This window comes from Amnibacterium sp. CER49 (assembly GCF_029846255.1).
Lineage (GTDB): Bacteria > Actinomycetota > Actinomycetes > Actinomycetales > Microbacteriaceae > Amnibacterium.
Window position 1 is genome coordinate 1,598,776 of record NZ_JARVWQ010000001.1, and the last position, 22,479, is coordinate 1,621,254.

The window sequence follows — 22,479 nt, forward strand, 5'->3', positions numbered from 1 at the left end:
GAAGACAAACGACTCGAATCGCAAGTAGAGAAGAGATTCAGTGCTCGACGTCACCACGTTCGATGAGCTCCGCATCGGCCTCGCCACCGGCGACGACATCCGTCGCTGGTCCTACGGCGAGGTCAAGAAGCCGGAGACCATCAACTACCGCACCCTGAAGCCGGAGAAGGACGGCCTCTTCGGGGAGCAGATCTTCGGGCCCTCCCGCGACTGGGAGTGCGCCTGCGGCAAGTACAAGCGCGTCCGCTTCAAGGGCATCGTCTGCGAGCGCTGCGGCGTGGAGGTCACCAAGTCCTCCGTGCGGCGCGAGCGAATGGGCCACATCGAGCTCGCCGCGCCGGTCACGCACATCTGGTACTTCAAGGGTGTGCCGAGCCGGCTCGGCTACCTGCTCGACATGGCGCCGAAGGACCTCGAGAAGGTCATCTACTTCGCGGCGTACATGATCATCGAGGTCGACGACGAGGGCCGTCACGACGACATGCCCGACCTCGAGAACGAGCTGCGCCTCGAGATCAAGACGCTCACCGACCAGCGCGACGCCCGCATCAACGACCGCCTCGCCCGCCTCGAGCAGGACCTCGCGGCGCTCGAGGAGGAGGGCGCGAAGAGCGACCAGAAGCGCCGCACCCGCGACGTCGGCGAGAAGGAGATGGCGCAGATCCGCCGCTCCTTCGACGACCAGGTCGCGCAGCTCGAGCGGGTGTGGGAGGAGTTCCGCAACCTGAAGGTCGGCGACCTCAAGCCCGAGGACGCGATCTACAACGAGCTCGTCGACCGCTACGGCACCTACTTCGAGGCGTTCATGGGCGCCGAGGCGATCAAGAAGCGCCTCGAGACCTTCGACCTCCAGGCCGAGAGCGACCTGCTGCACCAGCAGATCGCCGAGGGCAAGGGCCAGAAGAAGATCCGCGCCATCAAGCGGCTCAAGGTCGTCAACTCGTTCATCCAGACCGGCAACTCGCCGGCCGCGATGGTGCTCGACGTCGTCCCGGTCATCCCGCCGGAGCTGCGCCCGATGGTGCAGCTCGACGGCGGCCGGTTCGCCACGAGCGACCTGAACGACCTGTACCGCCGCGTCATCAACCGGAACAACCGGCTCCGCCGCCTGCTCGACCTCGGTGCCCCCGAGATCATCGTGAACAACGAGAAGCGCATGCTGCAGGAGGCGGTCGACGCCCTGTTCGACAACGGCCGCCGCGGCCGTCCCGTCACGGGCACCGGCAACCGGGCGCTGAAGAGCCTGTCCGACATGCTGAAGGGCAAGCAGGGCCGGTTCCGCCAGAACCTGCTCGGCAAGCGCGTCGACTACTCGGGCCGCTCGGTCATCGTCGTCGGCCCGCAGCTGAAGCTGCACCAGTGCGGCCTGCCGAAGCAGATGGCGCTCGAGCTGTTCAAGCCGTTCGTCATCAAGCGCCTCATCGACCTGAGCCACGCGCAGAACATCAAGGCCGCCAAGCGCATGGTCGAGCGCTCGCGCCCGCAGGTGTGGGACGTGCTCGAGGAGATCATCCGCGAGCGCCCCGTGCTGCTGAACCGCGCGCCGACCCTGCACCGCCTCGGCATCCAGGCGTTCGAGCCGCAGCTCGTCGAGGGCAAGGCCATCCAGCTGCACCCGCTCGTCTGCTCGGCGTTCAACGCCGACTTCGACGGCGACCAGATGGCCGTGCACCTGCCGCTGTCCGTCGAGGCCCAGGCCGAGGCGCGCATCCTCATGCTCGCCTCGAACAACATCCTGAAGCCGTCCGACGGCCGTCCGGTGACCCTGCCCAGCCAGGACATGATCATCGGCCTGCACCACCTGACCACGATCAAGCCCGGTGCCGTGGGTGAGGGCCGCGTGTTCTCGTCGGTCTCCGAGGCGATCATGGCCAAGGACGCCGGCACGCTCGACCTCAACGCGAAGGTCCGCATCCGCCTCTCCGGCATCGTGCCGCCCGAGGGCCAGGCCCCCGAGGGCTTCGCCGACGGCGACACGATCCTGCTCGAGACCAGCCTGGGTCGCGCGCTCTTCAACGAGGCGCTGCCGACGGACTACCCGTTCGTCGACGCGCTCGCCGACAAGGGCCGCATCTCGTCGATCGTCAACGACCTCGCCGAGCGGTACCCGAAGGTGGAGGTCGCGGCGACGCTCGACCGGATCAAGGACGCGGGCTTCTACTGGGCCACGCGCTCCGGCGTCACGGTCGCGCTGTCCGACGTGCTCACGCCGCCGACCAAGGCCGAGATCCTCGCGGGCTACGAGAAGCAGGCCGCGAAGGTCCAGTCGCAGTACGAGACGGGCCTCATCACCGACGAGGAGCGCCGCCAGGAGCTCATCGAGATCTGGAACCGCGCCACCGCCGAGGTCGCGCGGGCCATGGAGGCGAACCTCCCGGCCGGCAACAACATCAACCGCATGGTGTCCTCGGGCGCCCGCGGCAACTGGATGCAGGTCCGTCAGATCGCCGGTATGCGCGGCCTCGTGTCGAACCCGAAGGGCGACATCATCCCGCGCCCGATCGTGCATTCGTACCGCGAGGGCCTGACGGTGGCGGAGTACTTCATCTCCACCCACGGCGCCCGCAAGGGCCTCGCCGACACGGCCCTCCGCACGGCGGACTCCGGGTACCTCACCCGTCGTCTCGTCGACGTGAGCCAGGACGTGATCATCCGCGAGGACGACTGCGGCACGTCGCGCGGTCTCGACCTCTCCACCCGCGAGAACGTCGAGAACGCGGTCTACGGCCGCACGCTCGCGACGGACGTCGTGAGCGAGGCCGGCGAGGTGCTCGCCGCCGCCGGTGAGGACGTCGGCGACGTGCTCATCGCGAAGCTCGTCGAGGCGGGTGTCGAGCACATCAAGGTGCGCTCGGTGCTCACCTGCGAGTCCGCGGTCGGCGTCTGCGCCGCCTGCTACGGCCGTTCGCTCGCGACCGGCAAGCTCGTCGACATCGGCGAGGCGGTCGGCATCATCGCCGCCCAGTCGATCGGTGAGCCCGGCACGCAGCTGACGATGCGCACCTTCCACACGGGTGGTGTCGCCTCGGCGGACGACATCACGCAGGGTCTGCCCCGCGTGCAGGAGCTGTTCGAGGCCCGCACCCCCAAGGGCGCGTCCCCGATCGCCGAGGCCGCCGGTGTCATCACCATCGAGGACACCGACCGGCAGCGGAAGCTGATCCTCACGCCCGACAACGGCGACGAGCCGCACGCCTACCCGGTGCTGAAGCGCGCCACCCTCCTCGTCGAGGACGGGCAGCACGTCGAGCTCGGCCAGCAGCTGCACGTCGGCAACCTGGACCCGAAGGAGGTGCTGCGCGTCAAGGGCGTCCGCGCCGTGCAGCTGCACCTCGTGGAGGGCGTCCAGGGCGTCTACCGCAGCCAGGGCGTGCCGATCCACGACAAGCACATCGAGGTCATCGTCCGCCAGATGCTCCGCAAGGTCACCGTCGTCGACCACGGCGACACCGACCTGCTCCCCGGTGAGCTCGTGGACCGCTCGCGGTACCAGGACGTGAACCGGGCGGCGCTCGCCGAGGGTCGCAAGACCGCGTCGGCGCGCCAGGAGGTCATGGGCATCACGAAGGCGTCCCTCGCGACCGAGTCGTGGCTGTCGGCCGCCTCGTTCCAGGAGACCACCCGCGTGCTCACGCAGGCGGCGATGGACGGCAAGTCCGACCCGCTGCTCGGCCTCAAGGAGAACGTGATCATCGGCAAGCTGATCCCGGCGGGCACCGGCCTCGCGAAGTACCGCGACGTGAAGGTCGAGCCCACGGAGGAGGCGAAGGCCGAGCGGTACCCGCTGCGGTCCTTCGGCGACGAGTCGGTCTTCAACGAGGCCGATCTGTCGTTCGTCGACTTCGACTCGTTCTCGAGCGACGACTACTCGCCGGGCACCTACCAGTGATGTAGGTCTCCCTTCGAGAGGGCCCCTGGGAAGCGCTGAGCGCCTCCCAGGGGCCCTTTCCGTTGCCGGAGACGATCACGCCGTGCGCCGATCCAGCACGGCTCGCGGATCCGGAGAAATCGCGCGACACGCCGCCGCTCCGCCCCTCTGGACGGCGCGTCGTCCGAGAAGTCCGGATCCGCGCAGGAAGTCCGGATCCGCGAAGAGGGATGTGACCTCATTGGGGGGTGGAGCCGCAGGGGTGCGACACCTAGCGTGGGGAGGCACCGGTCACCCAGCCGGTATGCCGCGTTCCCCCGACGCGCTCCCTACCCCCGTACGGAAACCCCGTGACCACGCTGCCTCCCGTGGCCCGTGCCGCTCGCCCGAGCGCGTCCCGAGCCCCCCAGTCCGAAGCCGGACGGATCCGCTGATGCTCCGTCCCTACCGTCTCGAGCGCGAGCTCGACCGCGCCGTCGCCCAGTGGCTCGCGTGGCTCCCCCGCTGGGACCCCGCCGCCGCCCGCCGGCGCGACGGCCTCTGTCCCGCCTGCCCGTCCTGGGCGGACGAGCTCGACCTGACCGACGTCCCGCACGGTGCCCTGCACGCCCTCGTGACCGCCCTCGACGGGCTCGTCACGGAGCACGTGCGCCGCTCCCTCGCCCTGCAGCCGTTCCTCGGCCAGGACGACGTCGACGGGCTGCGCAGCCGGCTCCGGTCGGACGCGGCGGCGTGCGTCGGGCGGCAGCGGTCGCAGATCCTCCGCACCATCGACGCCTACGTCGAGCCGCGGGTGCAGGAGCTCGCCGACCGGCTGCTGCAGGAGCTCTGCGGCGAGTAGCCGCCTCAAGCGGCGATGAGCTCGGCCTGCAGCGGCCAGTCCTCCTCGAGGATCACCTGCGTCGCGCTGGCCGACCCGGCGTTCACGAGGATCGGCGCGAGCAGGTTCACGACGGGCGCCTCGGCGGCGAGCGTCGCGACGACGTAGACGTCGAGCTCCGCAGGGCTCGCAGCGCCGAGGCGCGCGAGCTGCTCCGCGGGGATGCCGGGGGCGTACTCCGGCACGTAGAAGCGCGGGTCGACGAGGAACAGGCGCAGGTCGGCGCCCGCCAGGTCACGCAGGGTGTAGAGGCCGACGCCGCCCGGCACGGGCGCGAGCTCGAACTCGACGAGCGGGGCGAGCCCCGGCGGGGGAGCGGTGAACGTGAGGCGCAGGGCGTTGCTGACAGGTGCGGAAAGGCTCATCGGAGGTAGTTCATCAGGGTCTGTTGGAGGCTCTGCGCGGTCACGGCGAGGGCGGTCTGGTAGGTGAGCTCCTGGCTCTTCAGGTCGATGAGGACCTGAGCGGCGTCCGCGTCCTCGATGCCGGAGCGCTGGGTCTCGAGCGCCGTGGAGGTGTTGCCGTTCTCGGTCTTGGCCTGCTGGAGGCGAGCGTAGTGCGCACCGACCACGGCGTGCTCGGCGCTCAGCCTCGTCGTCGCCGTCTGCAGGGCCGTCAGGCCGTTCGTCACGGCCGCCTGGTCGCCCGAGCGCAGCGCTGCGGAGATCGAGTCGATCGTGGCGAACACGGACGACGACCCGGTGCCGTAGGCCGCGGCGCCGTCAGCCGACACCGGCACGGTCTCGGTCGCTGACACCCGCCGGTCGACGGTGCTGCCGCTCGCGCCGCTGTACGCGTAGGTCGTGCCGTCGAAGGCGGCCCCCGAGTCGGAGTTGCCGGCGAAGACGGTGCGTCCGAGGTACTTCGTGTTCGCCTGCCCGAGCAGGTCGGCCTTCAGCCCGTCGAGCTGCGTCGCGAGGGCCTCGCGGCTCGCGGGCGACAGGGTGGCGCCGTTCGCGCCCTGCACCGTCAGGTCGACGGCCTGCCGGAGCGCGTTCTCCGACGAGGTGAGCGACGCGTCGACGGTCGCGAGCCAGCCCAGGCCGTCCGCGATGTTCGTGCCGTACTGCGCGGTCGCGCGCTGCTGGGCGCGCACCTGCAGCGCCGCGGCGGCCGCGGTCGGGTCGTCCGAGGGCTTCGTGATCCGCGAGCCGGAGCTCGACTCGTCCTGCAGCTGCGAGAGGCGCACCTTCGCGGTCGAGATGCGCTGCTGCGACGACTGGTAGATCTGCTGGCTGGTGACGCGGCCGATCATGCGTTACGCCCCGATCCCCATCTTGTTGATGATGGTGTCGAGCATCGAGTCGACCGTCGTCAGCACCCGGGCCGCGGCCTGGTAGGCGTGCTGGAAGGTCACGAGGTTCGCCGTCTCCTCGTCGAGGTCGACGCCGCTCTCCGAGGTCTGCGCGGTGGTCGCCGCCTTGGACGCCGAGTCGGCGAGGCTCGACTGCGCCGTCGCGCTCTGCGACTGGACGCCGATCTTCGACACGAACGAGGTCCACGCCGCGTCGGGGGAGCCGGAGGCCGAGCCGAGCTGCGAGATCGCGTCGGCGATGCTGCCGTCGGCGGTGCCCTTCGCGGGGTCGGCGGCCGCGATGCCGGTGGCGTCGGTCGGCACGACCGAGAGGCTCAGCGCCGCGGGGCCGGTGGTGCCGACCCTGAAGAAGTCGAGGCCCGTCGCGCCGGAGGTGGTGCTGCCCTGCTGGTGCAGCGCGTTCACCTGGCTCGCCAGCGAGGTCGCGAGGTCGTTGTAGACCTTCGCCGCCTCCGCGTAGACGCCGCCGGAGCCGCCGGCCGCGGGACCGGCGAGGGTGCTGAGGCGCGCGGCGACCTCGCCGCCGTCGACCGCGGCGGTGCGTCCGGTGTCCGTCCACTCGAGCCGCACCGGGTCGGTGCCCGCGGCGGCGAGGTCGTTCGTCCCGGCGACGCGGAGCGACCGGGCTGTGACGCCGGAGACGATCGCGTTGCCGCCGATCGAGACGTCGACGGTGCCGTCGGTGTTCACCCGCGTCGTGGCGCCGGCGAGCGTCGCGAGGGTGCCGAGCGCGGTGTCGCGCTGGTCGATCAGCTCGTTCGCGCCCGCGCCCGAGAGCTGCGTGCGGTTGATCTGGTCGTTCAGCGTCGCGACCTGCTTCGCCGCCGCGTTGATCGTGGCGACGGTGGTCGAGAGGGCGGTGCGGGAGCCGCTCCACGCGTTCGTGGCGGCGGTGTAGCCGGCGCTGATCCGGTTGGCGACCAGCTGCCCCTGACCGATCAGCACGGCCGCCTGCGCCGCCGAGGTCTGCGTCGACCCGGCATCGTTCGCCATGCCCTGCCAGTCGGCCCAGAAGTCCGACAGCGCCGAGGAGATGCCGGTGGTCCCCGGCTCGTTCAGCGAGCCCTCGACCGAGGACACCGCGGAGGCGGTCGTCGACCAGTAGCTGCTCGTGCCCGCCGTGGTGCGCACCCGGGCGTTCAGCATCTCGTCGGTGATGCGGGAGATCCCGGTCACCTTGACGCCCTGCCCGACCTGGTCGCCTCGGAAGGAGGCGGCGGGCGCGACCGCGACCTCGGCCTGGTCGACCCGCTGCCGGGTGTAGCCGACGGTGTTCGCGTTCGAGACGTTCTGCCCGGTCACCTCGAGCGCCGCACGCGCGGCGGCGAGGCCGCTGTACGCGGTGCCCAGGATCCCGAACGTGCCGGCCATCAGCCCTGCCGATCGAAGAGGTGCGCGAAGGCGCCCGAGCGCATGCCGGTCGCGGCGCCGCGCCCGTCGTAGCCGCTGCCCGCGGGCGCGCCCGCGCCGACGGTGGCGAGCGTCTCCTGCGTCGCGCGCGTCGCGGCCCGCAGGTACGTGAGGTTCGTGTCGCGCACGTCGGCGATCTGCGCGGTGAGCGCCGTCAGCGCGGCGAGGTGCGAGGAGAAGAGGTCGCGCCACAGGTCCGACGGGGAGCCCTCGACGAGCTGCCGCAGCGTCGCGTCCTCGGGCAGGCCCCACTCCACCGCGACGGCGGAGGCCTCGACGGTGCGCTCGATGCCAGCGGTCCGCAGGTGCCCGAGCACCGCCTCGACCTCGCGGGTGGCGTGGTGCAGCCACTTCGAGCGGCCCGCGGTGAGCAGCAGCTGCTCCTCCTCGAGCTTGAACACGAGCAGCTCGAGCAGCTCGCGCTCGCGCCAGAGCAGGTTCGACAGCTCGTTCGCGCTCATCCCGCTCCTCCCGGCTCGACTCCGCGGTACCCCGGGACCTATCGGCACGTCGCGCCGATCGGTCAGCGCGCGCCGCGCCCGGCCCCGGTCGCTCGGAGTGTAGAGGCGCGCAGTTCCGCGGCCCGGGAGGCGCGGCCGTCCCCGAACTGGGGGAGTCGCGGGGCTGACGCCGAACCGGTCCGCGTCCGCCGCCTCTGACGAACCGCTTCCTACGCTCACGACCGCCGGAGGGATCCGGTCTGCAGCTCCGTCGAACACCGCTGGGGGACCCCATGACCGCACGCGCCGAGCGCGACGCCCTGGTGCGCGAGCACCTGGTGATCGTCGGCTACATCGTCCAGGAGGTCGCCCGCAAGGCGCCCCACGTCTCCCGCGACGACCTCGCGTCGGCCGGCGCCCTCGGCCTGCTGCTCGCGGCGCAGTCGTTCGACCCCGCCCTCGGCGTCCCCTTCAGTGCATACGCGCGCCGGCGCATCACCGGCGCGATCGCCGACGAGATGCGCGCGGCCGACTGGGCGAGCCGCACCGCTCGCAAGCGGATCAAGGACTCGCTACAGGTGCAGGAGGCCCTGACGAACGCCCTGGGGCGGGCGCCGTCGACGGACGAGATGGCGGAGTCGCTCGGCGTCGACCGCCGCAGCGTCGAGTCGGCGATCGCGGACTCGACCCGGTCCGTCGCGTCGCTCGACGAGGGCGTGGCCGACCTCGTCGCCGCCGACGCAGCCACACCGGAGGACGTCGTGCTGGAGACGGAGCGCACCCGGTACGTGCGCGCCGCGGTCGCCTCGCTGCCCGAGCGGATGCGCTACATCGTCGAGCAGATCTACTTCCACGACCGCGGGGTGGGGGAGCTGGCAGAGGAGCTCGGGCTCACGCATTCCGCCGTCTCGCAGCAGCGCACGGAGGCCGTGCGGCTCATGCGCGACGGTCTCGAGCGCCACTACGCCGCCGCGCAGCCGGCGGAGGAGGCGCACTCGAAGCTCGCCCCGGCGCGTCGTGCCGCCTACCTTGCACGTCTCGCCGAGACTGCGACCGCGGCGATGCGCACCGCGCCTCCCGCTTCCGCCCCGGGGATGCTCTCCGCGGCGGGATGAATCGGCTGCCGTTGACCCCTCTTCGGGAAAACCGCTAACGGCGGCGGAACCGGAGCCGATCGGTATTCGCGTCGGACCACGGATGGACCGCGAACAACAACACCAGAACCCCAGACATCACGGAGGAAGCAATGGGATTCGCAATCAACACCAACATCGATGCGCTCAACACGTATCGGAACCTGACGAACGTGCAGAACTCGCTGTCGTCGTCCCTCGCCAAGCTGTCGAGCGGTCTCCGCATCAACAACGCCGGCGATGACGCGGCGGGCCTCACGATCTCGACCGCCCTCGGCTCGCAGGTGTCCGGCCTCCAGCAGGCCAGCCGCAACGCCCAGGACGGTGTCTCGGTGGTGCAGACCGCGGACGGCGGCCTCTCGCAGGCCCAGTCGCTCCTCGGCCGTCTCCGTGACCTCGCGGTGCAGGCGGGCAACGACTCGAACAGCGCCACGGCTCGTACCGCCATCCAGACGGAGGCGACGAGCATCACCAACGAGCTCACCCGCCTGAGCACCGCCGTGAAGTTCAACGGCACCGCGCTGCTCGACGGCACCGCCACGGCCCTCACCTTCCAGGTGGGTGCGGACGCGGGTGCGGACAACCAGATCGCGGTGAACCTGTCCAGCGCGAACCTGGGCGGCATCGCGACGACGCTCGCCAGCAACTCCTACGCCAGCGCGTCGGCGGCGCAGTCGTCGATCACGGCGATCGACACCGCCCTCGGGACGGTCTCCACCGCGCGCGCCAGCATCGGCGCGCTCGAGAACCGCTTCGCCAGCGCGGTGTCGACGATCAGCACGTCGATCACCAACCTGTCCGCTGCGAAGAGCCGCATCACCGACGTCGACATGGCGCAGGAGATGGTCAACTACTCGCGGTCGAACGTGCTGTCGCAGGCCGGCACGGCCATGCTCGCGCAGGCCAACGCCAGCACGCAGGGCATCCTGAAGCTGCTGCAGTAGTCGCAGCCGCATCACCAACGCACGGTGGCGCGGGAGCTCGCTCCCGCGCCACCGTCGTCTGACGTACCCGACCACCCGGAGCAGGGGAGGAGCACCGCATGGTCACGACCTCGACCACGTCCCTGTCGGGGCTCGGCCTCACCGGGCTCTCGAGCGGTCTCGACACGAGCAGCATCGTGTCGAAGCTCATGTCGATCGAGCAGGCGCCGCAGACGGCGCTGAAGACCCGGCTCTCGACGCTCTCCACCTACCGAGCCGCCCTGCAGGGCATCAACTCGCAGCTCGCCTCGATCGCGTCCGCGGCCAGCACCGCGTCGACGCCCGGCGGCCTCAACGCCTTCACGGCGACCACCGACTCGACCACCGTGAGCGCGTCCGCCGACGCGACCGCGAACGTCGGCAGCCTCACCTTCACCGTCGGCGCCGTCGCCGCCGCCCAGACGTCGGTCACCGATGCGATGACCTCCTGGCCCGACACCTCGTCGGCGACGCCGAGCATCACCATCACGACCGGCACGGGCGCGACCGCCAAGTCCGTCCCGGTGACCGCGAAATCGGCGAACCTCGACGACGTGGTCGCCGCCATCAACGGCGGTGCGACGGGTGTCACCGCGACCAAGGTCGCTGCCGGCACGGACGCCTCCGGCAACCCGCAGTACCGCCTCCAGCTCCGCTCGAACAGCTCCGGCACCGCGAACGCCTTCTCGGTCGCCGAGGGCGGCTCAGCCTCCGGCCCCGCGCTGCCGACGACCACGGTCACCACCGCCGCCGACGCGAGCATCACGCTCTACGGCGGCACCGCCGCGCAGCAGACCGTCACCTCGTCGTCGAACACCTTCTCGAACCTCCTGACGGGCGTCGGCGTCACGGTCACGACCACGTCGAGCACGCCCGTCACGCTCACCATCGCGTCGGACCCGAGCAAGGCCGTCGCGAGCGCCAAGTCGCTCACGGGGAGCCTCGTCTCGCTGCTCTCGACGATCGCGACGCAGTCGGCGATCTCGACCTCGTCGAACACGAGCGGCGGTACGACGAGCACGTCGACGAGCGGCAGCGTCTTCACCGGCGACTCCTTCGTCCGCGACGTGAACAGCCAGCTGCTCAGCGCGGTCTCCGCGCCGGTGAACGGCGCCTCGCTGTCGTCGATCGGCATCAACCTCACGAAGACCGGAACGATCACGTTCGACCAGGACGCCTTCACGAAGGCGATGCAGTCGGACCCGGCCGGCACGATGTCGACCTTCCAGGCGGTCGCGCAGCGGGTCGCGGATGCCGCGAACACGATCTCCGCGCCCTACACCGGCACCCTCTCGACGAAGATCACCTCCGAGCAGGGGCAGGAGTCGCAGCTCTCCTCGCAGATCAGCGACTGGGACGCCCGCCTCGCGACGATCCAGACGCAGTACACGAACGAGTTCAACGCGATGGAGGCGGCGCTCAGCAACCTCTCCGCGCAGTCGTCCTGGCTCACATCCCAGATCAACGGCCTGTCCACCTCCAGCAGCAAGCCCTGAAGGTTCCTCCGATGCGCAACAACTTCGCCGCCGCCCGCAGCATGTACCAGCGGGACTCGGTGCTCTCCGCGTCCCCCGCGAAGATCCTCACGATGCTCTACGACCGGCTGCTGCTCGACCTGCAGCGGGCCGAGGTCGCGCAGCGCGCGGAGGAGTGGCCGAACGCCGGCCCGCACCTGATCCACGCGCAGGACATCGTCACCGAGCTCATGACGTCGCTGAAGCCCGAGCTGTGGGACGGCGGACCGGCGCTGCTCGCCCTCTACGTGTACGTGCAGCAGCAGATGGTCGCCGCGAACGTGCGCCGCGACATCGGCAAGACCCGCGAGTGCATCCGCCTGCTCGAGCCGCTGCGCACCGCGTGGCACGAGGCCGCGCTGCAGGTGTCGATGACCGAGGCGGCGCACCGCCGCGATGCCGTTGCCGGCTGACCTCGCCTGGGCGATCGTCCTCGACGATCTCGACGCCCGCCTCGCCGCCGCGGAGGCCGGCGACCTGTCCGGTCTTGCCGGCTGGACGGCCCCGGCTGAGGACCTGCCGGCGATGACGGCGGACGAGTCCGCGCGCGCCGCCGTGATCGCCGAGCGCCAGGCTCGACTCGGAGACGTCCTCCGCGTCCGCAGCACGCGGGCCGCGCACGCCCGCAGCACCATGCACCGCGCGAGCTACCGCGCGGCGGACAAGCCCGCGGTGTACGTGGACCAGGCGCTCTAGCCGGTCGACCACCGGCTACGCGGCTTCGGTCGCCGGTCCGCCTCGCGCGTGCCATCGGTGGCGTTGCATCCGGTGCTTCGGGAGCGGGTCGCCCTGCCAGAGCTGGGGGATGAGGTACCGGTCGCCGTCGTGGACCACGATCTGCCATCGACTGAGCGGTTCGTGGATGAGGTGGTGGTGGTGGCTGCACAGCAGCACGCCGTTCTCGAGATCGGTGGCGCCGGCGTCGCGGTTCCACCAGGCGATGTGGTGCGCGTCGCACCAGGCGGACGGTGCGGTGCAGCCGGGCCAGGCGCAGCCGCCGTCGCGGGCGGCGAGGGCCTTCTTCTGCGCCGCTGAGAACAGCCGGGTCCTGCGGCCGAGGGCGAGGGGCTCGCCGGAGAGGTCGGTGACGAGCAAGCGCGAAGTACCGGAGCACTGCAGCCGCTCCACCGTCGGCACCGAGAAGCGGGCCAGGACTCCATCGGGGTGAGCCGGCGCCCTGCCGCCGCTCGAGCTCGTCGATCGTGATCACGGTGATCACCTCATGCGGGCTCGCCGGCGATCCGCCGGTGCCTTCCTGCTCGGCGCGCACGCCGGCGCGGAAGGCCGACCAGAGGGCGTCGGAGTGGTGCTGGGCGCGGGTGCGGCCGTCCTGGGCGGCCTCGTGCCATTCCAGGTCCTCCCCGTCGTCGGGATTGCGGACGAAGGTGGTGCCGCGGCGGTGGGCGTCGAGGAACGCCTCGATCTCAGCGCGGGTCTGCGCCGAGATCACGGCGGACAGGGTCGACGAGCCATCGGCACGGACGCGACCGAGCTTCAGGGACTCCTTGCGCCGCTGCTCCCGCTCATCCGGCTCCGCCCCGTCCGGATCCAGCGCCTGGGTCCACATGTGTGCCACCACCGCGAGCACATCCACCGGGGCGGTGCGCGCGGTATTCGTCAGGAATGCCTCCGCGGCCTCGAGGTCCTCGTCCGCCGCCCGGCGCCGAGCACTGTCGAGGGTGACGAGGATCAGCCGCGCGGACTCCAGCGGCACCGACCCCTGCTGCACGGCATCCGCCAGCATCGGCGCCCGCCCGGGCAGCGGCTCGTCGGTGAAGGACCACCGCGGGGCGAGGGCGCTGCCCAGCGAGATGCGCCGCTTCGCCTCGCTCGTGCTGATCAGCAGCCGCTCGGCGAGCAGCTCCTTGCCGCCCTTCTGCTCCTGCCGGGCCGCCAGGCTCTCGGTGCCGAGCGCCGGCCGCGATCGGTGCTCGATCTCGGCGGCGACCGCGATGCGCCGGGCGTCGACGATGCGGCCGAGCTCCTCCCACGCGGCGGCATCGGCGAGCAGATCGCTGTCGGTGGAGCGACGATCGGCGCCGCTCAGCGCGCGCGCAGCGCCCGTGAGGCGCTTCACCACAGCTGTCGACTCCATGCCCAGACCCTGTCACGGGGGTCCGACACTGCCTGCGTAGTTCTGCCGCTGACCGGGGCTTCCGCGTGCAGCCCCTCGGCGTGGTGGGCGTGGTCGCGGCGGGAGGCGCTCGCCCGGGGGTCATGGCCCCCGAAGAGGGGGTCAAAAACGTGCTAACGGGGCACGGTGTTGCAACCGGGATCCGCGTGATCGGCCGCTTAGTGTCACCACAACTCTCCGGAGCACGGATCGCTCGGAGCTTCTCCCAGGCCATGGATTCGGCCGCTTTCCACTCTTCCTCCTCGGATGGATCGCGCCCGTGTTCGATTCGGTCACCATCAACGCCTTGAGCAGTGCGCTCGACGGCCTCGCCGAACGGCAGAACGTCATCGCGAACAACATCGCGAACGTGAACACGCCGAACTACCACGCGAAGGTCGTCAGCTTCGAGAACGCGCTCAGCGCCTCCGTCGCGAACGGCAGCGGCGTGGTCTCCGCGACCGAGTCCGTCTCCGACGCCCCGACGCAGCAGAACGGCAACAACGTGAGCCTCGACTCCGAGACGCTGAACAACATCGAGACCGTGCTCCGCTACCAGTTCGCGACGCGCGCCATCAACATGGACTTCGACGCGACCTCCGCGGCCCTCGGGACGAACTGATGGACGCGATCAACATCGCCGCCACGGCGCTCAACACGCACCAGGCGTGGCTCAACGCGCTCTCGAACAACATCGCGAACATCAACGACGCGAAGAACCCGAGCCAGAGCGCGTTCCAGGCCGAGTACATCCAGGCCAACGAGGTCGCCGGCAACAACGGCGTCGCCGTCGGGGGCGTGCAGCACGGCAGCGCCGTCGGCCGCCTCGTCTACGACCCCTCGAACCCCGTCGCGGACAAGGACGGCTACGTCCGCATGCCCGACATCGACCTCGGCGAGCAGATGAGCGACCTCATCCTGGCGCAGCGCGGCTACGAGGCGAACGCCTCCGTCGTCGACCGGGCCAAGGCCACCTACGAGGCAGCCCTGCAGATCGGACGTGGCTGATGGCCATCGCCGCCATCCCCGGCATCTCGGGTGCCGCGGGGATCCAGCTCCCCACGACCCCCGCCACCTCCGGCGTCTCCCCGACGTCCGGCACGAGCTTCGGCAACGTCCTCACGAACGCCGTCGACAACCTCTCGTCCGTGCAGGCGACCGCCGACAGCGCGGCCATCAAGGCCGTCACGAGCGGTGACCTCACCGACATCCACCAGGCGACGCTCGCCGCCACGAGGGCCCAGGTGACGATGCAGCTCGTCTCCGCGGTCCGCAACAAGGGCATCGAGGCGTTCAACCAGATCATGAACATGCAGGCCTGATGAAGAGCATGAACGGTGCGGCGAGGCGGCTCCTCGCGACGATCGGCGACTTCACCGTCGCCCAGAAGACCCTCGCCGTGATCGGCGTCGCGATCCTCGCGCTCGGCGGCTTCGCGCTCTCGAGCTGGCTCGGCCGGCCCACCTACTCGCCGCTGTTCACCGGCCTCTCGTCCTCCGACGCGAGCGGCGTCGTCGCCCAGCTGCAGAAGGACAAGGTCGACTACCAGCTCTCCGACGGCGGCGCGACGATCCTCGTCCCCGCCGACAAGGTCGACGCCGAGCGCCTCGCGGCCGCCTCGGCCGGCCTGCCGAGCTCGAGCACCACGGGATACTCGCTGCTCGACACGCTCGGTGTCACCGCGAGCGACTTCCAGCAGAACGTCACGTACAAGCGCGCCATCGAGGGCGAGCTCGCGAAGACGATCGAATCGATCGGCGGCGTCGCCTCCGCCTCGGTGCAGCTCGCGATCCCGCAGCAGTCGGTCTACACGCAGAACCAGCAGGACCCGACGGCCTCCGTGTTCATCAACGAGACCACGCCGCTCACCACCGCTCAGGTGCAGGCGATCGTCCACCTCGTCGCCGCCGGGTACCCCGGCCTCAAGGACACGAACGTCTCGGTCGTCGACCAGAAGGGCGAGACCCTCTCGTCCGTCGGCGGCGGCGCCGCGGGCAGCGCCTCCACGCAGGCCGCGGACTACGAGGCCACCACCCGCACGCAGGTGCAGACGATGCTCGACCGCCTGCTCGGCCCGGGCAACTCGACCGTCACGGTGTCGGCCGACATCAGCCAGTCGAGCGGCACGAAGACGACGAAGACCTACACGACCCCGGCGAAGAACCCGGTGCTGTCGCAGAGCTCGAACACGCAGACGTACACGGGTGCCGGCGCCGCGGGCGCGGCGTCCGGCGTGCTCGGCACCGACACCACGAACGGCACCACCGCGGCGAACGGCACGGGGACCGGCACCGGCGGCTCGTACGTCTCGAAGCAGGGCGTCACGAACAACGCGATCGACGAGACGCGGACGACGCAGACGATCACGCCCGGCACGCTGAACCGACAGACGATCGCGGTCGCCGTGAACTCCGCGGCGCTCAAGGTGCCGACGAGCACCATCCAGAGCCTCGTCGCGGCCGCCGCCGGCGTGAACACGGGCCGGGGCGACTCGGTCACGGTCGCCGCCGCGTCGTTCTCGAACGCCGCCGCGCAGAGCGCGAAGGCCGCGCTCGCCCAGCAGCAGGCCGCGCAGTCGGCCGACAACCAGTCGAAGATGATCACCGCGGCCATCTGGGTCGCGGGCGGCCTCGTCGCCCTGATCGTCTTCTTCATCCTGCTGAAGAAGCTGTTCAAGCGGCCGGAGTCCGAGGGGGCGCTCGACGGCGGCCGCATGTCGGTCGTGCCGGGCTCGCCCGCCGGCGACCCGCTCGGCGGCCTGGACCCGACCGTACGGCTCGCCGCCGCCGAGCGGCCGGCCGAGCTGCCGACCGTCGCGATGCCGACGATGGCGCTGCCGCGGCAGCCGCGACCCGACGACGCGAGCCCGTTCGGGCAGATGCGCGCCGAGGTCGACGCCCTCGCCGAGGCCGACCCCGAGGGCACCGCGGACTACCTCCGCGCCCTCATGGCTGACCGGGTGGCCTCGTGAGCACGCGCACCCCCGTCGCGCCCGAGCCGTCGCGGCCCGGCTCCGACGTCGCGGTCCGCACGCTCTCCGGCGTGCAGAAGGCCGCGCTCGTGCTCATGAACATGAGCACCGAGCGCGCCGCCGTCGTGCTCCGCAGCTTCGGCGAGGCCGAGGCGGAGGAGATCACCGCCGAGATGGCGCGGATGCGCTCCACCGACGGCCGCGACGCCGAGGAGGCGATCCGGCAGTTCCAGGAGCAGGTGTCCGGCCGCACGCCGGGCGCCGCCGCCCGCTCCGGCAAGCAGGTCGCCGCCGACCTCATCCAGGCCACCTTCGAGCCCGAGCGCGCCGCAGGCCTGCTCGAGCGCATCGCGACGAGCGAGTCGAGCGCGTCGTTCGCGTTCCTCGAGTCGCTGGAGCCGTCGGCGATCGTGCCGCTGCTCGCCGCCGAGACCGCAGAGACGGTCGCGTTCGTGCTCGTGCAGCTCGGGCCGGATCTGGCCGCGAAGATCCTCATGCTGCAGGACCCCGAGCGGAAGCTCGACATCGCGCAGTGCGTCGCCACCATGGGCACGCCCGTGCCGGAGGCCGGCGGCATCGTCGCCGACGTGCTCCGCCGCCGGGCCCGCGCCGCCGCCGCGTCCCCGACGACCGCGCTCGACGAGGAGGACCCCGAGGCCCCCGCGCCGCTCCGGGTGCAGCCGCTCGTCGACATCATGAACCACGCCGAGCCCGCGGCCGAGAGCGAGCTGCTCGCCGGCCTGCAGGGCCGCGACAAGCAGCTCGCCGACGAGGTGCGGGCGAAGATGCTCGCGTTCGAGGACCTGCCGCGCCTCCAGGACCGCGACCTGCAGCAGCTGCTGCGCGGCATCGCGATCCCGACCCTCGCCGTCGCGCTGAAGGGCGCGCACGAGGACGTCGCCGCCGCCGTGCGCGCGAACATGTCGGAGCGCAACCGCGAGGCGCTCGCCGAGGAGACGACCGAGCTCGGCCGTGTGCTCAGGAGCCGCGTCGACGAGGCCCGCCAGGGCGTCGTCCGCGCGCTGCGCGCCCTCGCCGCGAACGGCCTCGACCTGAAGCCCGCGGGCGGTGCCGCCGCGGTGAGCGAGGCCGAGGGGAACGACGAGGCGACCGCGGAGCCGGAGGAGGAGTATGTCGACTGACTTCGCCCCCCTCGTGTTCCCCTCGCTCGTCACCGACGAGGTCTCCGAGACGGTCGAGCGCGCCCGCGTGCAGGGCCACGCCGCCGGATACGCGGCCGGGCGCCGCGAGGCGGCCGGGATCCTCGCCGCCGACCGCGCCGCGCAGGAGGAGGCCGCCGCCGCGCTCCTCGACGCCGAGGTCGCCCGCGTCCGCGCCGCCGCGGCCGCGCTGACCGCCGCCGCGAGCGGGCTGCACGCCCGCACGAACGCCGCGCTCGTCGTGCACGACGACGACCTGCTCGCCGCCGCCGTCACGCTCGCGACCGCCCTGGTCGGCCACGAGCTCGCCGACACGGAGGGGGCAGCGGTCGCCGCGGTGCGCCGCGCGCTCGCCGCCGCCGACCCCGCCCCGGTCGTCACGATCCGGCTCGCTCCCGAGGACCTCGAGGTCGTCGCCGCCGTCACCGACGTGACGGTGCCGCTCGAGGCGGACCCCGGCCTGCAGCGCGGCGACGCGGTCGCCGTGCTCGCCGACGGCCTCGTCGACGCCCGCATCGGCGCCGCGGTCGAGCGCCTCCGGGCACTCGCCGCGGGGACCGACCGGTGACGGCCGTCGCTCCCGGCCGGCTCCGTCCCGACGCCCTCGCCGCGCTCCTCGACGCCGCCCGCCCCGAGCGGGTCGGCCGCGTCGCCGCGCTCGCCGGCCTCGGTGTCCGCGTGACCGGTGTCTCCGCCGCCCTGCACGACCTGCTGCTCGTGGGCGAGGACGCCGCGCGCGCCGAGGTCGTCGCCGTCGGCGCCGGCGGCACGACGGTGATGCCGATCGACCCGCTCGACGGGCTCCGCGTCGGCGACCCGGTCCGCGCCACCGGCCGCCGCATGACGGTGCCGACGGGCGCCGGCCTCCTCGGCCGGGTGCTCGACGGCACGGGCCGCCCGATCGACGGCCGCGGCCCGCTCGCCTCCGGGCCGCGCGTGCCGGTCGAGGCCGACGCCCCCGCCGCGATGGAGCGGGCGCGCATCGACACCGCGCTCGGGCTCGGCGTGCGCGCCCTCGACACCATGACGCCGGTCGGCCGCGGCCAGCGCATCGGCCTCTTCGCCGGCTCCGGCGTCGGCAAGTCGTCGCTGCTGTCGATGATCGCGCGCGGCAGCGACGCCGAGGTCACGGTCATCGCGCTCATCGGCGAGCGCGGCCGCGAGGTGCGCGAGTTCCTCGAGGACGACCTCGGCCCCGAGGGGCTCGCCCGGTCCGTGGTCGTCGTCTCGACCGCCGACCAGCCCGCGCTCACGCGCGCCCGCGCCGCGTTCACGGCCACCCGGATCGCCGAGTCGTTCCGCGACGAGGGCGCCCACGCGGTGCTCATGATGGACTCGCTCACCCGCGTCGCGATGGCGCAGCGCGAGATCGGCCTGTCGGTGGGGGAGCCGCCCGCGACCCGCGGCTACCCGCCGAGCGTCTTCGGCCTGCTGGCGCGGCTGCTCGAGCGTGCCGGCACCGGACCCGTCGGCTCGGTCACCGGCATCTACACGGTGCTCGTCGACGGCGACGACCACAACGAGCCGATCGCCGACACCGCGCGGTCGATCCTCGACGGCCACGTCGTGCTCGACCGCCGGCTCGCGACCAGCGGGCACTTCCCGTCGATCGACGTGCTCGGCTCCGTCTCCCGCGTCGCCTCCCGCGTCACGACCGCGGAGCAGCGGGCCGCGGCCACCGCGCTGCGGCGCGTGCTCGCCGCGCGCCGCGACGTGCAGGACCTGCTCGACGTCGGCGCGTACGCCCACGGCGCCAACCCCCGCGTCGACGCCGCCGTCGCGCACGGGGACGCGATCACCGCCTTCCTCACGCAGCCCATGGACGACGTGACGCCGGCACCCCGGGCCTGGGCGTCGCTCGGTGCCCTCGTCGCCCGGATGGGAGCCGTCTGATGGCCGTGTTCAACCTCGCCGGTCTGCTGCGCCTCCGGCGCCTCGCCGAGGAGCGCGCCGCGAGCGAGGTCGGCTTCGCCCGGTCGCGCGCGTCCGAGCTCGCGGGGCAGCGGCACCAGCTGCTCGACGCCCTCGAGGACCACGGGCACGACGCCCGCGACGTGCGGGGCATCCACTACCTGTCGGCCGCCCGTGCCTCGAGCGCCACGATGCTCGCCGACCTCGAGGCCCTCCGCGCGACCGAGGAGCGCCGCGTCGCCGAGGCCGAGGCCGCGCATGCCGCCGCCCGTCGCGCGACCCGGTCGGTCGAGAAGCTCGAGGAGCGCTTCGACGCGCAGACCCGTGCGGCCGAGCTCGCCGCGGAGCAGGCGGCGCTCGACGAGATCGCCGCCCGCCGCCGGACCCCCACGGAGGAGCCGTGACCCTCACCGACATGGTCGGGTCGATCCAGCAGATCCAGGCCCAGCTCGCGCAGCTCTCCGCCGTCGCGGCGCCGACCGCCTCGCCGGCGACGTCGGCCGCGTCCGCGACGTCCTTCGCGAGCGCGCTCGACTCCGCCTCGAGCGGAGCGCCGGTCAGGTCGACGACCGCATCGACCGACGGCACCACGATCGACGCCGGCGTCACCGGCGAGGACGTGCTCGCCGCGGCGAAGCAGTACGAGGGCGTGCCCTACGTGTTCGGCGGCGAGTCGAGGAGCGGCATGGACTGCTCGGGACTCGTGCAGAAGGCGTTCGCCGACCTGGGCGTCTCCGTGCCCCGCACCTCGCAGGAGCAGGCGACGGTCGGCCAGAAGGTCGGCTCGCTGAAGGACGCGAAGCCGGGCGACCTCATCGTGCTGAACGGCGGCGACCACATCGCGATCTACGCCGGCAACGACCAGGTCCTCCAGGCGCCGTACGCCGGTCGCACCGTCGGCGTCGAGAAGATCTGGTTCACCGACAAGGACGTCACCTCGATCCGCCGTGTCGTGCCGAGCACCGGCGCCGACGCGGCATCCGTCTCGTCGACGCAGGCCGCCGCGCTCGCGCAGCTCTCCGACGTGCTCGGCGGCTCGACCGGTTCGGGCTCGTCGGGCCTCTCGCTCTCGTCGCTCATGAGCTCGCTCGGCACCTCGGGTGCCTCGAGCGGCACCGCGTCGCAGCTGCTCGCCGCCCGTGCGGCGCTCGCCGGGGCGAGCAGCTGATGGCCGCCGTCTCCGCGCTCCGCGACCTGCCCGCCGCCCCCGCGCCAGTTCCGGCGTCCTCGAGCGGCAGCGGCGGCGCCGCCGCGTTCCAGGACGTCCTCGACGCCCAGACCGGAGCCGACCGCGCGCCCGGGCGGCCCGATCCCGCCGCGCCCCACGCCACCGGCCACCGCGCGCCCGCTCGTCGGACCGCCGGCGAGGGGGCGAGCGACCCCTCGGCCGACGACGCGAGCACCGTCGCCCCGACCGCGTCCGCCCCGGCGCCCGCTGATCCCGCGGCGCAGCCTCCCGCGGCTGCAGCCGCCACCACCGGCGCCGCGACCCCCGACGCTGCCGCGCTCGCCGCGGCGCTGCCCCAGGCGCCGCCGACCCCGCCGACGGCGGCCACGGGGCCGGCCGGACCGCCGGCGCCGGCCCGCGCCCAGGCCGGGACCGCCATCGGCGCCTCGGCTCCCGGGGTCCAGGGCCTCGTCACGTCCGTCGCGGACGGCTCCACGGGTGGGGACGCGTCGCTGCCTCCCGGCATACCGGCCGCGCCTGCGCCGTCCGCCGCGTCCGCTGCGCCCGCAGCACCGGCAGCTCCGATCGCGCTCCAGCAGACCGCCCCCGCGGTCCCCGCCGTCCTCCCGCCCGCGGTCCCTGCCGCTCCCGCCGCGGCGCCCACCGAGCCGCCGCCGACACCGCCGACACCGACGACACCGCCGACAGCGACGACACCGCCGACATCGACGACACCGCCGACACCGCCGGCAGCGCCGACCGCGCCGGCGGCAGCCGCTGCGCCGGGCACGGGCACGGCCGTCTCGACCTCGCCCGCCGGGACCGGCGTGCCCGTCGCGCCCGTCGCCGGCCAGGACCCGTCCGACCGCGACGGCGGCCGCCCGGGCGACGAGCAGGACCGCCGTGGCAGCGCTGCCGCCTCGACCTCCGAGCGCGCGCGTCCGAGCGCCCTGGACGGCCTCGGTGCCGCGCTGGTGCCGGGATCCGCGCCGGCGCCCGATCCCGCTGCAGCCGTCGCGGCGTCGGCGCAGCAGGCGCTCCCCGCGGACCCCGCGCAGTCGTCGCAGCAGCCGCTGTCGCTCGGCGTGCCCGTCGTCGCCGCGGCGCCGCCCGCGCCGCTGCACGCCCCCGCCGCCGCACCCGTCGCGCCGGCCCACCAGGTGCCCGACCAGCCGCTCAGCGCGCAGCTCGCGCCGCCGATCGCGGCGCTCCGCGCCGTCGGCAACGGCGAGCACATCGTCACCGTGCGGGTCACGCCGGAGAACCTCGGCCCCGTCACCGTGCGGGCCCACGTCGCGGGCGGCGACCTGCGGGTCGAGCTGTTCGCCGGCTCGGCCGCGGCGCGGGACGCGCTCGCCTCGATGCTGCCCGACCTGAAGCGCGAGCTCGGCTCGTCGGGCGCCGGCTCGACCTCGCTGGGGCTCGGCACCGGTGACGCCCCGGCCGACGGCGGCCGCGACGGCCGCCCCGCGACCGGGGACGGCGGCTCCGGGACCCGCGGCGACGCCCGCCTGCCCCTGCCGCAGCGGCAGGCGACGGCGAGCGGCGGCTACGGCGCCCCGCGCACCGCCCGCATCCCCGCCGGCGCCTCCGCCGGCGGCCTCGACGTGCTCGCGTAGAGCAGGAAGGACAGC

At 72.9% G+C, this 22,479-nt stretch carries 23 protein-coding genes; 18 read left to right on the forward strand and 5 right to left on the reverse strand.

Annotated features, from left to right (window positions below):
* The first annotated feature begins 40 nt into the window (after window positions 1–40).
* Both QDR37_RS07780 and QDR37_RS07785 read left to right on the forward strand, forming a co-directional pair.
* Window positions 41–3,889 carry a DNA-directed RNA polymerase subunit beta' gene (locus QDR37_RS07780; protein WP_279713053.1) on the forward strand — a complete coding sequence of 1,283 codons (3,849 nt, stop codon included), beginning with the start codon at window positions 41–43 and terminating at the stop codon, window positions 3,887–3,889.
* A 412-nt stretch (window positions 3,890–4,301) separates the two neighbouring features.
* The gene (locus tag QDR37_RS07785; protein WP_279713054.1) at window positions 4,302–4,709 is read left to right on the forward strand and encodes a hypothetical protein; all 408 of its coding nucleotides are present in this window, start codon (window positions 4,302–4,304) and stop codon (window positions 4,707–4,709) included.
* A 5-nt stretch (window positions 4,710–4,714) separates the two neighbouring features.
* Here QDR37_RS07785 and QDR37_RS07790 read toward each other — a convergent pair whose 3' ends face one another.
* From QDR37_RS07790 to QDR37_RS07805, 4 genes are read right to left on the reverse strand one after another with little or no spacing between them, the layout of a single operon-like run.
* Window positions 4,715–5,113, reverse strand: coding sequence for a flagellar assembly protein FliW (locus tag QDR37_RS07790; RefSeq protein ID WP_279713055.1), 399 nt, complete (start codon window positions 5,111–5,113; stop codon window positions 4,715–4,717).
* Window positions 5,110–6,003, reverse strand: a complete 894-nt coding sequence (flgL, locus tag QDR37_RS07795; RefSeq protein WP_279713056.1) for a flagellar hook-associated protein FlgL — start codon at window positions 6,001–6,003, stop codon at window positions 5,110–5,112. The genes QDR37_RS07790 and flgL overlap by 4 nt, the downstream gene beginning before the upstream one ends.
* A gap of 3 nt (window positions 6,004–6,006) precedes the next feature.
* On the reverse strand, window positions 6,007–7,434 hold the full coding sequence (flgK, locus tag QDR37_RS07800; protein ID WP_279713057.1) for a flagellar hook-associated protein FlgK: 1,428 nt from the start codon (window positions 7,432–7,434) through the stop codon (window positions 6,007–6,009).
* Window positions 7,434–7,934, reverse strand: a complete 501-nt coding sequence (locus QDR37_RS07805; protein ID WP_279713058.1) for a flagellar protein FlgN — start codon at window positions 7,932–7,934, stop codon at window positions 7,434–7,436. Before QDR37_RS07805 ends, flgK begins: the two co-directional genes overlap by 1 nt.
* Window positions 7,935–8,206: 272 nt before the next feature.
* Here QDR37_RS07805 and QDR37_RS07810 point away from each other — a divergent pair, with 272 nt between their 5' ends.
* From QDR37_RS07810 to QDR37_RS07830, 5 genes are all read left to right on the forward strand, one after another.
* A complete protein-coding gene (locus QDR37_RS07810; RefSeq protein WP_279713059.1) occupies window positions 8,207–9,028 on the forward strand; it encodes a sigma-70 family RNA polymerase sigma factor in 822 nt (273 codons plus the stop codon).
* A 131-nt stretch (window positions 9,029–9,159) separates the two neighbouring features.
* Window positions 9,160–9,990 (forward strand): flagellin, encoded by an 831-nt coding sequence (locus QDR37_RS07815; RefSeq protein ID WP_279713060.1) that lies wholly within the window; start codon window positions 9,160–9,162, stop codon window positions 9,988–9,990.
* Between the two features lie 98 nt (window positions 9,991–10,088).
* The gene (gene fliD / locus QDR37_RS07820; RefSeq protein ID WP_279713061.1) at window positions 10,089–11,504 is read left to right on the forward strand and encodes a flagellar filament capping protein FliD; all 1,416 of its coding nucleotides are present in this window, start codon (window positions 10,089–10,091) and stop codon (window positions 11,502–11,504) included.
* A gap of 11 nt (window positions 11,505–11,515) precedes the next feature.
* Complete coding sequence (gene fliS / locus QDR37_RS07825) at window positions 11,516–11,935, forward strand: flagellar export chaperone FliS (protein WP_279713062.1); 420 nt, start codon at window positions 11,516–11,518, stop codon at window positions 11,933–11,935.
* On the forward strand, window positions 11,919–12,218 hold the full coding sequence (locus tag QDR37_RS07830; RefSeq protein WP_279713063.1) for a hypothetical protein: 300 nt from the start codon (window positions 11,919–11,921) through the stop codon (window positions 12,216–12,218). Before fliS ends, QDR37_RS07830 begins: the two co-directional genes overlap by 17 nt.
* Before the next feature lie 15 nt (window positions 12,219–12,233).
* Here the strand turns inward: QDR37_RS07830 and QDR37_RS07835 are convergent, their stop codons facing one another.
* On the reverse strand, window positions 12,234–12,617 hold the full coding sequence (locus tag QDR37_RS07835; protein WP_279713064.1) for an HNH endonuclease signature motif containing protein: 384 nt from the start codon (window positions 12,615–12,617) through the stop codon (window positions 12,234–12,236).
* A gap of 208 nt (window positions 12,618–12,825) precedes the next feature.
* Between QDR37_RS07835 and QDR37_RS07840 the strand changes: the two genes are divergently transcribed.
* The 11 genes from QDR37_RS07840 to QDR37_RS07890 all read left to right on the forward strand — a co-directional run bounded on the left by QDR37_RS07840 (window position 12,826) and on the right by QDR37_RS07890 (window position 22,464).
* Window positions 12,826–13,773, forward strand: coding sequence for a hypothetical protein (locus QDR37_RS07840; protein ID WP_279713065.1), 948 nt, complete (start codon window positions 12,826–12,828; stop codon window positions 13,771–13,773).
* A 142-nt stretch (window positions 13,774–13,915) separates the two neighbouring features.
* Window positions 13,916–14,257, forward strand: a complete 342-nt coding sequence (locus QDR37_RS07845) for a flagellar basal body protein (RefSeq protein WP_279713066.1) — start codon at window positions 13,916–13,918, stop codon at window positions 14,255–14,257.
* Window positions 14,257–14,643 carry a flagellar basal body rod C-terminal domain-containing protein gene (locus tag QDR37_RS07850; RefSeq protein ID WP_279713067.1) on the forward strand — a complete coding sequence of 129 codons (387 nt, stop codon included), beginning with the start codon at window positions 14,257–14,259 and terminating at the stop codon, window positions 14,641–14,643. The genes QDR37_RS07845 and QDR37_RS07850 overlap by 1 nt, the downstream gene beginning before the upstream one ends.
* Window positions 14,643–14,957, forward strand: coding sequence for a flagellar hook-basal body complex protein FliE (gene fliE, locus QDR37_RS07855; RefSeq protein WP_279713068.1), 315 nt, complete (start codon window positions 14,643–14,645; stop codon window positions 14,955–14,957). The genes QDR37_RS07850 and fliE overlap by 1 nt, the downstream gene beginning before the upstream one ends.
* Window positions 14,957–16,606 carry a flagellar basal-body MS-ring/collar protein FliF gene (fliF, locus tag QDR37_RS07860; RefSeq protein ID WP_279713069.1) on the forward strand — a complete coding sequence of 550 codons (1,650 nt, stop codon included), beginning with the start codon at window positions 14,957–14,959 and terminating at the stop codon, window positions 16,604–16,606. Before fliE ends, fliF begins: the two co-directional genes overlap by 1 nt.
* A complete protein-coding gene (locus QDR37_RS07865) occupies window positions 16,603–17,748 on the forward strand; it encodes a FliG C-terminal domain-containing protein (RefSeq protein ID WP_279713070.1) in 1,146 nt (381 codons plus the stop codon). The genes fliF and QDR37_RS07865 overlap by 4 nt, the downstream gene beginning before the upstream one ends.
* Entirely contained in the window at window positions 17,738–18,334 is a 597-nt protein-coding gene (locus tag QDR37_RS07870) for a FliH/SctL family protein (protein ID WP_279713071.1), read from the forward strand. The genes QDR37_RS07865 and QDR37_RS07870 overlap by 11 nt, the downstream gene beginning before the upstream one ends.
* Window positions 18,331–19,659 (forward strand): FliI/YscN family ATPase, encoded by a 1,329-nt coding sequence (locus QDR37_RS07875; RefSeq protein WP_279713072.1) that lies wholly within the window; start codon window positions 18,331–18,333, stop codon window positions 19,657–19,659. The genes QDR37_RS07870 and QDR37_RS07875 overlap by 4 nt, the downstream gene beginning before the upstream one ends.
* Window positions 19,659–20,081, forward strand: a complete 423-nt coding sequence (locus QDR37_RS07880; protein WP_279713073.1) for a flagellar export protein FliJ — start codon at window positions 19,659–19,661, stop codon at window positions 20,079–20,081. The genes QDR37_RS07875 and QDR37_RS07880 overlap by 1 nt, the downstream gene beginning before the upstream one ends.
* Entirely contained in the window at window positions 20,078–20,845 is a 768-nt protein-coding gene (locus QDR37_RS07885; protein WP_279713074.1) for a C40 family peptidase, read from the forward strand. Before QDR37_RS07880 ends, QDR37_RS07885 begins: the two co-directional genes overlap by 4 nt.
* A complete protein-coding gene (locus tag QDR37_RS07890; protein ID WP_279713075.1) occupies window positions 20,845–22,464 on the forward strand; it encodes a flagellar hook-length control protein FliK in 1,620 nt (539 codons plus the stop codon). Before QDR37_RS07885 ends, QDR37_RS07890 begins: the two co-directional genes overlap by 1 nt.
* Window positions 22,465–22,479: the final 15 nt, after the last annotated feature.

Excerpts from the sequence above, each read along its gene's own strand:
- QDR37_RS07785 (WP_279713054.1), top strand. The coding sequence starts at position 4,302 with ATGCTCCGTCCCTACCGTCTCGAGCGCGAGCTCGACCGCGCCGTCGCC.
- QDR37_RS07790 (WP_279713055.1), bottom strand. The coding sequence starts at position 5,113 with ATGAGCCTTTCCGCACCTGTCAGCAACGCCCTGCGCCTCACGTTCACC.
- flgL (WP_279713056.1), bottom strand. The coding sequence starts at position 6,003 with ATGATCGGCCGCGTCACCAGCCAGCAGATCTACCAGTCGTCGCAGCAG.
- flgK (WP_279713057.1), bottom strand. The coding sequence starts at position 7,434 with ATGGCCGGCACGTTCGGGATCCTGGGCACCGCGTACAGCGGCCTCGCC.
- QDR37_RS07805 (WP_279713058.1), bottom strand. The coding sequence starts at position 7,934 with ATGAGCGCGAACGAGCTGTCGAACCTGCTCTGGCGCGAGCGCGAGCTG.
- QDR37_RS07810 (WP_279713059.1), top strand. The coding sequence starts at position 8,207 with ATGACCGCACGCGCCGAGCGCGACGCCCTGGTGCGCGAGCACCTGGTG.
- QDR37_RS07815 (WP_279713060.1), top strand. The coding sequence starts at position 9,160 with ATGGGATTCGCAATCAACACCAACATCGATGCGCTCAACACGTATCGG.
- fliD (WP_279713061.1), top strand. The coding sequence starts at position 10,089 with ATGGTCACGACCTCGACCACGTCCCTGTCGGGGCTCGGCCTCACCGGG.
- fliS (WP_279713062.1), top strand. The coding sequence starts at position 11,516 with ATGCGCAACAACTTCGCCGCCGCCCGCAGCATGTACCAGCGGGACTCG.
- QDR37_RS07830 (WP_279713063.1), top strand. The coding sequence starts at position 11,919 with ATGCCGTTGCCGGCTGACCTCGCCTGGGCGATCGTCCTCGACGATCTC.
- QDR37_RS07850 (WP_279713067.1), top strand. The coding sequence starts at position 14,257 with ATGGACGCGATCAACATCGCCGCCACGGCGCTCAACACGCACCAGGCG.
- fliE (WP_279713068.1), top strand. The coding sequence starts at position 14,643 with ATGGCCATCGCCGCCATCCCCGGCATCTCGGGTGCCGCGGGGATCCAG.
- fliF (WP_279713069.1), top strand. The coding sequence starts at position 14,957 with ATGAAGAGCATGAACGGTGCGGCGAGGCGGCTCCTCGCGACGATCGGC.
- QDR37_RS07870 (WP_279713071.1), top strand. The coding sequence starts at position 17,738 with ATGTCGACTGACTTCGCCCCCCTCGTGTTCCCCTCGCTCGTCACCGAC.
- QDR37_RS07880 (WP_279713073.1), top strand. The coding sequence starts at position 19,659 with ATGGCCGTGTTCAACCTCGCCGGTCTGCTGCGCCTCCGGCGCCTCGCC.
- QDR37_RS07890 (WP_279713075.1), top strand. The coding sequence starts at position 20,845 with ATGGCCGCCGTCTCCGCGCTCCGCGACCTGCCCGCCGCCCCCGCGCCA.